Origin of the sequence: Rhodoferax sp., from assembly GCF_013297935.1 — a bacterium.
GTDB lineage: Bacteria > Pseudomonadota > Gammaproteobacteria > Burkholderiales > Burkholderiaceae_C > Allorhodoferax.
The window spans coordinates 137,963-150,686 of record NZ_JAAFIX010000005.1 but is presented as its reverse complement, the minus strand read 5'-3'; the positions used below and the strand labels follow the sequence as shown (position 1 = coordinate 150,686).

General features: G+C 62.9%; 10 protein-coding genes. All 10 read right to left on the bottom strand.

Annotated elements, in window-relative coordinates; all coding sequences use genetic code 11:
* Positions 1-3 precede the first annotated feature (3 nt).
* Genes murC through rsmH form a run of 10 tightly spaced genes read right to left on the bottom strand, consistent with a single transcriptional unit; the run spans position 4 to position 12,721 of the window.
* Positions 4-1,446 (bottom strand): UDP-N-acetylmuramate--L-alanine ligase, encoded by a 1,443-nt coding sequence (gene murC / locus QZW03_RS09305; RefSeq protein ID WP_296509710.1) that lies wholly within the window; start codon positions 1,444-1,446, stop codon positions 4-6.
* Entirely contained in the window at positions 1,443-2,507 is a 1,065-nt protein-coding gene (gene murG, locus QZW03_RS09300; protein ID WP_296509709.1) for an undecaprenyldiphospho-muramoylpentapeptide beta-N-acetylglucosaminyltransferase, read from the bottom strand. Before murG ends, murC begins: the two co-directional genes overlap by 4 nt.
* Positions 2,504-3,745: a putative lipid II flippase FtsW gene (ftsW, locus tag QZW03_RS09295; protein ID WP_296509846.1), complete on the bottom strand. Its 1,242-nt coding sequence runs from the start codon at positions 3,743-3,745 to the stop codon at positions 2,504-2,506. Before ftsW ends, murG begins: the two co-directional genes overlap by 4 nt.
* Positions 3,746-3,750: 5 nt before the next feature.
* Positions 3,751-5,586: a UDP-N-acetylmuramoyl-L-alanine--D-glutamate ligase gene (murD, locus tag QZW03_RS09290; protein WP_296509708.1), complete on the bottom strand. Its 1,836-nt coding sequence runs from the start codon at positions 5,584-5,586 to the stop codon at positions 3,751-3,753.
* 35 nt (positions 5,587-5,621) lie between these two features.
* Entirely contained in the window at positions 5,622-6,800 is a 1,179-nt protein-coding gene (gene mraY / locus QZW03_RS09285; protein WP_296509707.1) for a phospho-N-acetylmuramoyl-pentapeptide-transferase, read from the bottom strand.
* A gap of 18 nt (positions 6,801-6,818) precedes the next feature.
* Positions 6,819-8,234, bottom strand: a complete 1,416-nt coding sequence (gene murF / locus QZW03_RS09280; protein WP_296509705.1) for a UDP-N-acetylmuramoyl-tripeptide--D-alanyl-D-alanine ligase — start codon at positions 8,232-8,234, stop codon at positions 6,819-6,821.
* A complete protein-coding gene (locus tag QZW03_RS09275; RefSeq protein ID WP_296509704.1) occupies positions 8,231-9,730 on the bottom strand; it encodes a UDP-N-acetylmuramoyl-L-alanyl-D-glutamate--2,6-diaminopimelate ligase in 1,500 nt (499 codons plus the stop codon). Before QZW03_RS09275 ends, murF begins: the two co-directional genes overlap by 4 nt.
* Complete coding sequence (locus tag QZW03_RS09270; protein ID WP_296509703.1) at positions 9,730-11,475, bottom strand: penicillin-binding protein 2; 1,746 nt, start codon at positions 11,473-11,475, stop codon at positions 9,730-9,732. The genes QZW03_RS09275 and QZW03_RS09270 overlap by 1 nt, the downstream gene beginning before the upstream one ends.
* A complete protein-coding gene (ftsL, locus tag QZW03_RS09265) occupies positions 11,472-11,789 on the bottom strand; it encodes a cell division protein FtsL (protein WP_296509702.1) in 318 nt (105 codons plus the stop codon). The genes QZW03_RS09270 and ftsL overlap by 4 nt, the downstream gene beginning before the upstream one ends.
* Positions 11,786-12,721, bottom strand: coding sequence for a 16S rRNA (cytosine(1402)-N(4))-methyltransferase RsmH (gene rsmH / locus QZW03_RS09260; RefSeq protein WP_296509701.1), 936 nt, complete (start codon positions 12,719-12,721; stop codon positions 11,786-11,788). Before rsmH ends, ftsL begins: the two co-directional genes overlap by 4 nt.
* Positions 12,722-12,724 lie beyond the last annotated feature (3 nt).

Below are 12,724 nucleotides of genomic sequence, written 5' to 3'. Positions count from 1 at the left end.
CCCTCATCCCTGCTGCGCAAGCAGCTCCTGTTTTTGTAGCAAATCAACAATTTTCCCGGGCACCGCACCGATCGAGCCGGCGCCCATGCACAGCAGTACATCGCCATCGCGCGCGTTGTCGATGGCCACTTGCGGCATGTCGGCAACGTCGTCCACAAACAGCGGCTCCACCTTGCCGCCCACCCGCAGCGCGCGGGCTAGCGAACGGCCATCGGCCGCCACAATGGGGGCCTCTCCGGCGGCGTACACCTCGGCCAGCAATACGGCGTCCGCACCGGCACCGATCACCTTGACGAAGTCCTCAAAGCAGTCGCGGGTGCGGGTGTAGCGGTGTGGCTGAAATGCCAGCACCAGCCGCCGGCCGGGGAAAGCACCGCGTGCGGCAGCCAGCGTGGCCGCCATCTCGACGGGGTGGTGGCCATAGTCATCAATCACCGTCACGGTGCCGCCCGACTTGCCGTCGGTGGCGGGCAAAGCCAGATCACCGTAGCGCTGGAAGCGGCGGCCCACGCCTTTGAACTCGGCCAGGGCCTTGACCACCGCGGCATCCGCAATATTGAGCTCCACGGCGACTGCAATGGCAGACAAGGCGTTCAGCACGTTGTGCAAGCCCGGCAGGTTGAGCACCACCTCCATATCGGGCAAGACCACGCCGTTGCGGCGCTGCACGGTGAAGTGCATTTGCCCGCCGACTGCGCGCACATTGACCGCGCGGACCTCGGCACCTTCGTTAAAGCCGTAGCTGGTGATCGGGCAGGTCACCTGTTCGCAGATGTCGCGCACCGCGGCATCGTCGGTACACAGAATCGCGGTGCCATAAAAGGGCATGCGGTGCAGGAAGTCGACAAACGCTTTCTTGAGCTTGCCGAAATCGTGCCCGTAGGTTTCCATGTGGTCGGCATCGATGTTGGTCACCACCGCCATCACAGGCAGCAGGTTCAAGAACGAGGCATCCGACTCGTCGGCCTCCACCACGATATGGTCCCCACTGCCGAGGCGCGCATTGGCGCCGGCACTGTTGAGGCGGCCGCCGATCACAAAGGTCGGGTCCAGGCCGGCTTCGGCCAACACACTGGCGACCAGGCTGGTGGTGGTGGTTTTGCCGTGGGTGCCGGCAATGGCAATGCCTTGCTTCAGGCGCATCAGCTCGGCGAGCATGAGGGCGCGGGGCACGATGGGCATCTTGAGTTCGCGGGCGCGGATGACTTCGGGGTTGTCCGACTGCACCGCAGTCGAGGTCACCACCGCATCGGCCCCGGTCACGTTGGCCGCTGCGTGGCCCACATAGGTTTTGATGCCGAGCCCGGCCAGTCGGCGCGTGGTGGCGTTGTCTGCGAGGTCGGAGCCGGAAATCACATAGCCGAGGTTGCTCAGCACCTCCGCAATACCCGACATGCCGGAGCCCCCAATGCCCACGAAATGGATATGTTTGACAGCGTGCTTCATCGGGCCAACTCCTCGCAAGCGGCGACCACCGCGTCGGTGGCATGTAGTTTTTGCATGTTTTTAGCTCCCAGCGCCCGCTCTATCAGCGCGGGTCGCTCTGTATTTAATAGCAATTTCGCCAGCGATTCCGGGGTGAGCGTGGCCTGTGGCAAGAGCCAGCCACCGCCCTGATCGACCAGGAACCTGGCGTTGAAAGTCTGGTGGTCGTCGACTGCGGCTGGGAACGGCACAAAGGCCGCTGCGGCCCCGACCGCCGCCAATTCGGTCACGGTGCTGGCACCGGCGCGGCAGATCACCAAGTCGGCATCGGCAAATGCCTGGGCCGTGTTGTCGATGAAGGGCGTCAACTGGGCGTCGACACCCGCTGCCGCGTAGTTGGCACGCAGCTCGTCGATTTGCTTTTCGCCGGCCTGGTGGGTCACCACCGGGCGCTGTGCTTCAGGAATCAAGGCCAGCGCTTGCGGAACCACGGTGTTGAGTGCGCGGGCACCCAAGCTGCCGCCCACCACCAGCACGCGGAGCGGGCCTGTGCGGCCGGCAAAGCGCTGCGCTGGTGCGGGCACGTTCAGGAATTCGGCGCGCAAAGGGTTACCCACCCACTCGGCCCGGGCCATCACGCCGGGGAAGGCGGCAAACACGCGGTCGGCCACACCGGCCAGCACCTTGTTGGCCATGCCGGCCACCGAGTTTTGCTCGTGCAGCACCAGGGGCTTGCCGCAGAGCACCCCCATCATGCCGCCGGGAAAGGTGATGTAGCCGCCCAAGCCCACCACCACATCGGGGCGCACGCGACGCACCACCTGCAGGCTTTGCCAGAAGGCGCGCAGCAATTTGAAGGGCAAAAACGCCAGCGTTTTCAGACCTTTGCCGCGGACACCGCCAAACTCCACCAGCTCCAGCGGGATGCCGCGCGCAGGGACGATGCGGCTTTCCATGCTGCCCGGAGCGCCCAGCCAGTGCACTCGCCAGCCTTTGGCAATGAGCGCTTGTGCTACGGCCAGCCCGGGGAAGATGTGACCTCCCGTGCCGCCAGCCATGATCAATGCACACTTTTGCGTCATACACGGCCTCCGTGCATGAGTTGTCTGTTTTCATAGTCCACTCTGAGCACCACCGCGATAGCGACGAGGTTGATCAAAATCGCGGAGCCGCCGTAGCTCATGAGCGGCAGGGTCAGGCCTTTGGTGGGCAGTGCGCCCAGGTTCACGCCCATGTTGATGAAGGCCTGAAAGCCCATCCACACGCCCACCCCTTGCGCGACCAGGCCGGCAAACACACGGTCCAGCGCAATGGCCTGGCGGCCGATGTGCATGATGCGGCGGGTTAGCCACAAAAAGAGGCCGATCACCACGACCACCCCGACCAGTCCGAACTCTTCACCGATCACGGCGAGCAAAAAGTCGGTATGGGCTTCGGGCAGCCAGTGCAGCTTTTCTACGCTACCGCCCAAGCCCACGCCGAAGATTTCGCCGCGGCCAATGGCAATCAGCGAATGGGAGAGCTGGTAGCCCTTGCCCAAGGCGTGCTTTTCAGTCCAGGGGTCCAGGTAGGCAAAAATGCGCTCGCGCCGCCACTCGGAGCTGGCAATGACCACCGCAAACATCAGCACCATCAGGGCGGCAATCAAGAAGAACATGCGGGCATTCACCCCGCCCAGAAACAAAATGCCCATGGCGATCACTGCAATCACCATGAAAGCGCCCATATCAGGCTCGGCCAGTAACAGCAGACCGATGATGGCGACCGCGACCGCCATGGGTGCCACCGCGCGGAAGAAGTGCTCTTTCACTTCCATCTTGCGGACCATATAGTCAGACGCGTAGAGCAGCACCGCGAACTTGGCGAGCTCGGAAGGCTGAAAGTTCATCACGCCCAGAGAAATCCAGCGCTTGGCACCGTTGACGCCACGCCCCACGCCCAGCACCAGAATCAGCAAAATCAAGGACGTGACAAACAGCCATGGCGCCAGTCGCTCCCAAGTTTGCAGCGGGATCTGGAACGCAATGAGGGCCGCCACAAAGGCCACCATCAGCGACACCGCGTGGCGCACCGCGAAATGGGTGTGGCTGTAGAAGGTGAATTTGGGGTTGTCAGGCATCGCAATCGATGCCGAATACACCATCACCAGACCCCACATCAAGAGGGCCACCGTCACCCACACCAGAGGCTGGTCGAAGCCTTTCACCTGTGCGGGCGTGGTGCTGGCGGAAAACGAACCCCGCCCGCCCAGGCGCACCGGCAAAGCACCGGCGGCCTCCGCCTCACGCGGTGCGAACCAGGCGGCGAGAGCGCGGGGCATCAGCTTCATGCGAGCTGCTCCAGATCGGTGCCATTGGCCAAGGCCAGGTCTTTGACGGCATCGCAAAACACCTGCGCACGGTGCTCGTAGTTCTTGAACATGTCAAAGCTGGCGCAGGCCGGTGACATCAGCACGGCATCGCCGGCATGGGCCTTGGCATTGGCCACGTTCACGGCGGCCGCCATAGTGTCTGCGTCGAACAGGGGCACGCCGGTGAGCTCCAGGGCGGCGCGAATCAGCGGCGCATCACGACCGATCAACACGGCAGCGCGGGCAAAGCGCTCCACCGGTCCGGCCAGCGGGGCGAAGTCCTGTCCTTTGCCCTCTCCCCCCAGGATGACCACGATGCGGCGGTCGGCACCTAGCCCCTGCAAGGCCGCTACGGTGGCGCCTACATTGGTGCCCTTGCTGTCGTCAAAGAACTCCACGTCGTTCAGAATGCCGATCGGCTCAACGCGGTGCGGCTCACCGCGGTATTCGCGCAGGCCATAGAGCACCGCCGCCAGTGAGCAGCCGGCCGCGGCGCAGAGGGCCAAGGCGGCCAAGGCGTTGCTCGCGTTGTGCCGACCGCGGATGCGTAAGGCGTCGGCAGGCATAAGGCGCTGGATATGGATTTCCGGCTCTTCGTCCTTGCGACGACGGCGGGTTTCGTCTGCCTCCAGGGCGCGCACCAACCAGACCATGCCATTGACTTCTTCAATACCAAAGTCGCCCGGGCGCTGCGGCATGGTGGTGCCGAAGGTGATGTGAGCGCGCTCTTGCGGGCGCTGCAGGCGCACCTTGACGGGCTCGGGCCGCATGGCCATGACGGCGCTGTCTTCCCGGTTCAGCACCATCATGGCGTGCTGACCAAAGATACGGGCCTTGGCCGCTGCGTAGGCCGGCATGCTGCCGTGCCAGTCGAGATGGTCTTGGCTGATGTTGAGAACCACCGCTGCGGTGGGCTCGAAACTTCCGGCCGCGTCCAGCTGGAAGCTGGAGAGTTCGAGCACCCACACCTCCGGCAGCGTGTCGGCCACCAGATGCTGTGTGAGCGTGTCCAACAACGTAGGGCCGATATTGCCCGCCACGGCGACTGTTTTGCCGGCATGCGCCATCAGCTGACCGGTTAACGAAGTCACGGTTGTTTTGCCGTTGGTGCCGGTGATGGCCAGAACCGCAGGCGCATAGGCGCGCTGGGCGCGCAGCGTCTCCAGGCCTTGAGAATACAAGCTTAATTCACCGCCAACCCAGATCGAATGTGCGCTAGCCGCTCCTAAAACAGGAGCAATATCTGCCGGACTCAGCCCCGGCGACCGGTAGACGGCGTGGAGGTTCTGGCCCTCCACCAGCTGGGCATCGAAGGCACCGGGCACAAATCGCACCTGGGGCAGCTCCTGCTGGAGCACCGCCAACTGTGGCGGTGCGTCGCGGGTATCGGCCACGGTGACCTCAGTGGCTCCCGCCAGAACACACCAGCGCGCCATCGCCAGACCGGAGGCACCGAGGCCCAGGATCAGCACCTGCTGACCCGCCAAAGGCGCAAAGACCACGGGCTCTGCGACTGCGTCGGCCAACGCGCTGTCAGGCTCGGCGCTCTCTGTATCCGAAGGGGCGAGATCCGCTTCAGCCGCTTCTTTTTTCTCGGCCTGGGTTTCGGCAAAAATGCGGGCGACAAACTCGGCAGCGTCTTTGGCTGCGCTGAGCGTTGTGGGCAGGCCAGCAGGAGCAGCCGGAGCCGGCACCTGCGCCTGCACCGGCGGGAGAGCCTCTGAGGGCACTGTTTCAGCGGGCAACTCCACCGCCGCGGTCTCTGGGACCGGGTCGCAGGGCAGCACGCTGGTCGGCTCGACCAGCGTCATTGGGCTGTCCTGTGGGGGGTGCTGCTCAGGGCTGTTCATCGCAATTTCAAGGTGGAGAGGCCCACTAGGCAGAGCAGCATGGTGATGATCCAGAAGCGGACCACGACCTGGGTCTCTTTCCAGCCGGACTTCTCGAAATGGTGGTGCAGCGGCGCCATCTTCAGCAGACGACGGCCTTCGCCGAAGCGGCGCTTGGTGTACTTGAAGTAAGTGACTTGCAACATCACCGACACCGCTTCCGCCACAAAAATGCCGCCCATGATGGCCAAGACAATTTCCTGCCGCACGATCACGGCGATGGTGCCCAAGGCTGCGCCCAGCGCGAGTGCGCCCACATCGCCCATGAAGACTTGTGCCGGGTGGGTGTTGAACCACAAGAAGGCCAGTCCGGCCCCCGCCATGGCGGAACAGAAAATCAACAACTCGCCGGAGCCGGGAATGTAGGGGAACAACAAGTATTTGGAGAACACCGAGCTGCCGGTCACATAGGCAAACACACCCAGTGCGGAGCCCACCATCACCACCGGCATGATGGCCAGGCCGTCTAGACCGTCGGTCAGATTCACCGCATTGCTGGAACCCACAATCACCAGATAGGTCATGACCACAAAGCCCAAAACCCCCAAGGGGTAGCTGACTTCTTTGATAAACGGCAGCAGCAACCCGGCCTTGGGGGGCAGGTTCACATCAAAGCCGGAGGCAACCCAATTGAAGAAGAGCTCCAGCACCCGGAGGTTGGAGCTTTCAGAAATACTGAACACCAGATAGAGCGCCGCCAGCAGGCCGATGAGACTCTGCCAGAAATACTTCTCCCGGGAGCGCATGCCCTCGGGGTCCTTGTGGACCACTTTGCGCCAGTCGTCCGCCCAGCCGATCGCACCGAAGCCGAGGGTCACAATCAATACGATCCAGACAAAGCGGTTGGACAAATCAGCCCACAGCAGCGTGGCGGTGGCAATGCACAGCAGAATCAAAACGCCGCCCATGGTCGGGGTGCCGCTCTTGGCGAGGTGGGTTTCCATGCCGTAGCCGCGGATCGGCTGGCCGATTTTCAGGGCGCGCAGCCGACGGATCACGGCAGGGCCGGCCAACAAGCCGATCAGCAATGCGGTGAGCGCCGACATGACCGCGCGGAAGGTCAGGTACTGAAAGACCCGGAAAAATCCGAACTCGGGGGACAAACCTTGCAGCCATTGGGCCAGGCTCAGGAACATGTAATTTCTCCAAACAAATCATGCAGCATGGGATGCCACCTCCCGTGCGGGGCCGGCAGATAGCGCCTCCACCACACGCTCCATACGCATGAAGCGCGAGCCTTTGACCAACACACTGGCGACGCCGGGCAACACGGCACGGGTGGCCGGCAACAAGGTGTCTAACGAATCAAAATGGCGCGCAGCCGGCATTTCTTGCACGGCAAAAGCGCTCGCCTCGCCGAGGGCCAGCACATGCTCAATGCCGGCTTCCCGGGCGTAGCGGCCGGCTTCCGCATGAAAGGCAGGGCCCTGCTCACCGACTTCACCCATGTCGCCGATCACCAGCAGGCGCGGGCCGGGCAGATCGGCCAGCACATCGATGGCGGCGCGCATGGAGTCGGGGTTGGCGTTGTAGGTGTCGTCTACCAAGGTGAAATTGCATTCCCCGTGGCGAACCTGCACAGCACGGCAACGGCCTTTGACCGGCACAAACGCTTCAAGCCCCCGTACGACCGCACCAGGAGGCACTCCGGCGGACAAGGCGCACGCGGCAGCGGCCAGTGCGTTTTTGACGTTGTGACGCCCTGCAATGGCCAGCCGGAACTGCAGGGGGCCTTGCGGGCTGGCGGCCTGCACGGACCAGGCACCTTCTTGCCAGGAAGCATTCAGCAAACTCACCTCCGCGCCCTCAGCCGCAGCCGTAAAGCCGGTCACGGAACGGCTAGCAGCCAGTGAGCGCCACAGAGGGGCGTAGTCATCATCCGCAGGAAACACGGCCACGCCATCGGCAGGCAAGGCGCTCAACACACTGCCGTTTTCGCGCGCCACGGCTTCAATGGTGTGCATGAACTCCAAGTGCTCACGCTGGGCGTTGTTGACCAGCGCCACCGTCGGGCGGGCCATGGCGGCCAGGCCTGCAATCTCACCGGGGTGATTCATGCCCAGCTCGACGACAGCAATGCGGTGGGTCGGACGCAGGCGCAGCAATGTGAGCGGAACGCCAATGTCGTTGTTGAAATTGCCGACCGTCGCAAGCGCAGCACCGTCCGGTGCGTGGGTGTGCAAGATGCTGGCGACCATTTGGGTGACCGTGGTCTTGCCATTGCTGCCTGTCACGGCGATCAAGGGAATCCGGAACTGCGCGCGCCACGCGGCAGCCAACTCCGCCAATGCCAAGCGGGTGTCTGCCACCTCCAGCCGGGGGAGCCCTGCGGGGTAGGCGGACTCCGGTAGCCCTGCATGGCACATCACCGCAGAGGCGCCCTTGGCCTGCGATTCGTGCAACATGAGGTTGGCATCAAAGCGCTCACCTTGGAGGGCTACGAAGAAATCTCCGGGCTCAATCGTGCGGGTATCCGTGTGCACCCGCGCAAGGCTCACCGCAGAGTCGCCTACCACCCGGGCACCAGGGAGCAGGCGCTGTGCGTCGGCCAAAGTCATCAAGGGGTTCATGCGGCAACTCCGGGAATCGCTTGACGCCGCTGGAGCGCGGCCTTGGCGTGCGCAAGGTCAGAAAACGGGGTTTTGATGCCTGCCACTTCTTGCGTCTCTTCATGGCCTTTGCCGGCCAGGAGCACGACATCTTGCGCAGCAGCTTCGGCAATGGCGCGGGCGATGGCTTCGCCGCGGTCTACTTGCACATCAGCATGCGGGCACTCCACCATGCCCAGAAGAATCTGCGCCACGATGGACTCCGGCTTTTCACTCCGGGGGTTGTCACTGGTAACCACCGCGCGGTCGGCGCGGGAGGCCGCCACCGCACCCATCAGGGGGCGCTTGGTGGCATCACGGTCCCCGCCACAGCCGAAGACGCACCAGAGTCGGCCACCGCGGCTGCGCGCGACCGGCTGCAAAGCACGCAGAGCCTGGTCGAGCGCATCCGGGGTATGGGCGTAATCCACCGCAACCAAAGGCGCACCATCGCCACCCACACACTCCATGCGGCCCGGCACCGGCAAGAGTTCGGCACACGCAGTCACTGCCGCGTGCAGGTCAATGCCTTGCGCACGCATGGTCGCGATCACACCCAACAGGTTGGACACGTTGTAGCTACCGATGACCTGCGACTGCAGGCGCACCGCTTGCGCGCCCTCCACCACCTCAAAAACAAGGCCTTTTGCAGCGTGGGTGATGTCGCGGGCTTGCAGTCGGGCCGCGCGATGAACCCCGACGGTCCAAAGATCCAAGCCCGAAGACTCCAGCTCCGTGGCCAGCTCCATACCTTTGTCGTCGTCCACATTGACAACGGCGGCCTTGAGGCCCTTCCATGCAAACAACGCGCGCTTGGCGGCCCAGTAGGCGGACATGCTGCCGTGGTAATCGAGATGGTCTTGGGTGAAGTTGGTAAAAATGGCGGTGTGAATCTGGGTACCCGCCATGCGCATTTCTTCGATGCCGATGGACGAGGCCTCAATCGCACAGGCGCTGAGCCCTTGCGCCACAAAACTACGCAGGGTTCTCTGCAGCAAGACGGGGTCAGGGGTAGTGAACCCCGTGGTCGTCAATTCTGGTGGACGGCCGACGCCGAGGGTACCTATGACCCCGCACGGCATGGCCTGCGCGCCCTCGACAGACGCCAAGGCCTGCGCCAGCCACCAAGCCGTGCTGGTCTTGCCGTTGGTGCCCGTGACAGCCAACACCGCCAGCTCCTGGGAGGGGGCTCCGTAAAACTCCGCGGCGATCGGGCCTGAGCCCGCTTTCAGGCCTGCAAAGGTGGCCACGCGGGCCGGGTCAAGGCCCAAGGCATCCGCCCCTGCCTGCTCCACCACACAGGCGAGCGCGCCCTGCGCCAAGGCGGCAGGCACAAAGCGGCGCGGATCTGTTGCGGCACCGGGCCACGCGATAAAGGCGTCGCTCATGCCGGCCTCGCGACTGTCCGTCGTCAAAGACTGCACTCCGCGCTCACGCAGCCATGCAACCGCTTGAGGGGCCTGAGTGAACACGGGCATCAGAAACTTTCCTCCACGGTGGAGGCTTGGATATGCGGCTGCACTGCCATATCGGGCTGCACACCCATCATGCGCAAGGTCTGTTGCACGGTTTCGCTAAAAACAGGTGCGGCCACTTCGCCGCCATAGTATTTGCCGGCGCTTGGCTCATCGAGCATGACGCCCACAATGATGCGCGGCTCGTCGATCGGGGCCATGCCGACAAACCAACTGCGGTACTTGCGGTTGCCATCAGAACCGTAGCCTTTGCCGATTTGCTTGTAAGCGGTACCGGACTTTCCGCCCACCGAGTACCCGATGGTCTGGGCTTTCGGGGCCGTACCGCCAGGGCCCGCAGCCATTTTCAACATGTGACGGACCCGGGCAGCTGTTTGCTCCGAAAACACCTGTACGCCCACGGCGGGCGTACTGGTTTTCAGCAGAGTGGCCGGAATGATCTGCCCGCCATGGGAAAACACGGTGTAAGAGCGCACCATCTGGAACAGGGAGGCCGACATGCCGTACCCATAAGAAACCGTGGCTTGCTCAATGGGCCGCCACGACTTGTAGGGACGGAGCCGGCCGGACACGACGCCGGGAAATTCGACCTGTGGCTTCTGCCCGAAACCCGCTTGGGAAAAGGTTTGCCACATCTCGCTCGCAGGCATTTGCATGGCGAGTTTGGTGGTGCCCACGTTGCTGGACACCTGAATCACCTGCTCTACAGTCAAGGCTCCATGGGGATGGGAGTCGCGGATGGTGGCCCCCGTGATCGTGACGGAGCCGGGTGCAGTGTCGATCACGGTGCTGGGCTTGACACGGCCGGTGTCCAAGGCCAAGCCCACCGTGAACGGCTTCATGACCGAGCCGGGCTCAAACGTATCGGTCAGGGCGCGGTTACGCAGTTGCTCGCCGGTCAGATTCTTGCGCTTGTCGGGGGTGTAGCTGGGGTAGTTGGCAAGGGCCAGCACCTCGCCGGTGATGGCATCCAACACCACCACGCTTCCTGCCTTGGCCTTGTTGGTGGTCACCGCTTCGCGCAGCTTCTGGTAGGCAAAGAACTGCACTTTGCTGTCAATGCTGAGCTGCAAATCACGCCCTGGCACCGGCGCAACGGTTTCGCCTACGTTTTCCACGGCGCGCCCCAACCGGTCCTTGATCACGTGGCGCATGCCGGGGCGGCCTAACAACTCCTTGTTGAACATAAGCTCGACGCCCTCTTGGCCGTTGTCCTCCACATTCGTGAAACCGACAATGTGCGCCGCAGCTTCGCCTTCGGGGTATTGCCGCTTGTATTCCTTGCGCTGGTAGATGCCCTTGATATTGAGCTCGGCGATTTTCTTGGCGACATCGGCATCCACCTGCCGCTTGATCCAGACAAATGATTTGTCTTCATCGGCCAGCTTCTTGGAGATGTCAGCCGCCGGCATATCCAACAGCTTGGCCAGCTGCGTGAGCTGGCCTTTTTCGAGAGCCACGTCTTCCGGAATGGCCCAGATGCTGGGCGCCGGAACGCTGGAGCCGAGGATCAGCCCATTGCGATCCAGGATACGGCCCCGGTCCGCAGGAAGATCGATCGTGCGCGCAAAACGCACTTCACCCTGCTTGATAAAAAAGTCATTGGCGTACACCTGAATGTAGGCAGCCCGGGCTACCAGACCGGTAAAGCCCAGCGCAATGGCGCCCACCACGAACTTGCTGCGCCACACCGGTGTGCGGCTGGCCAGCAACGGGCTGGAGGTGTACTGAATGCCGCGGCGTGTCACTCGGCGCCCTTCTTGGCTGGCAGTGTCTCAGGGACACTTTTTGCAGCCGGTGCGGTGTAAGTGACGTAGCTCGTAATCGCCGGGGTAACCTGCCGCATCTGCAACTTTTCGCGGGCAAGCTGCTCGACACGGGCCGAGGTGGCCTGCTCTCTTTTAGCGACCTGCAAGCGCCCGAATTCGGTTTCCAGGCGACGCGAATCGGCGCGCGCTTTGTCCAACTCCGTGAAAAGACGACGCGATTCATACTGCACGCCCACCAGGTAGAGCGCACTGATAACCACCGCCACCATGAGCATGAGGTTGATGCGGATCATGCCGGCATCCTTTGCGCTACGCGCAAAATCGCACTACGCGAACGCGGGTTCGCAGCAACCTCCTCGGCAGACGGCTTGATGCGTCCCAAAGCCTTGAGCTTCATGACTTTCGGCGCGGCAAAAGGTGCGCGGCGGTCGTACTCTTCCTTGGAGTGCTTGGCGATAAATTGCTTCACGATGCGGTCTTCCAATGAATGGAAGCTGATCACAGCAAGCCGACCACCCGGCTCCAGCACATCCAGACTCGCCGCTAACGCCTGTTGCAACTCCTCAAGCTCGGCGTTGATGAAAATCCGAAAAGCCTGAAATGTGCGCGTTGCAGGGTTCTGGCCCGGCTCGCGGGTTTTGACCGTGTCAGCCACGAGTTGGGCCAACTCGGAGGTGGTTGAAATTGGCCCCCGTTCCTGTCGGCGAGCAACAATCGCCTTTGCAATTGCCCCAGCAAACCGTTCTTCACCATATTCACGTATCACCTCCGCGATTTGATTGATCTCGGCTGTTTCCAGCCACTGGGCCACACTCTCACCGCGCGTGGTGTCCATGCGCATGTCCAAAGGACCTTCAAAGCGGAAGCTGAAGCCCCGCTCCGGACTATCGATCTGGGGCGAACTCACCCCCAAATCCATCAGCAAACCGCCGACACTGCCCGGGGCGAGTACCCCGAGATTGGAAAAGCCCTCGTGGCGGATAGAAAACCGGCTGTCATCTACCAACGCCGCCTGGGCTACCGCCTCGGGATCGCGATCAAATGCAATCAGCCGGCCTGCGCTGTCGAGGCGCGACAAAATCAGCCGCGAATGACCGCCGCGACCGAAGGTTGCGTCCACGTAGGTCGCTTGAGCCGCCGAGGCAAAGGGGGTGCCGCCGTCGCTGAACAAGGCATCAACCGCTTCGTTCAACAGCACGGTGGTATGGATCCGAGGAGCTTCCACCGT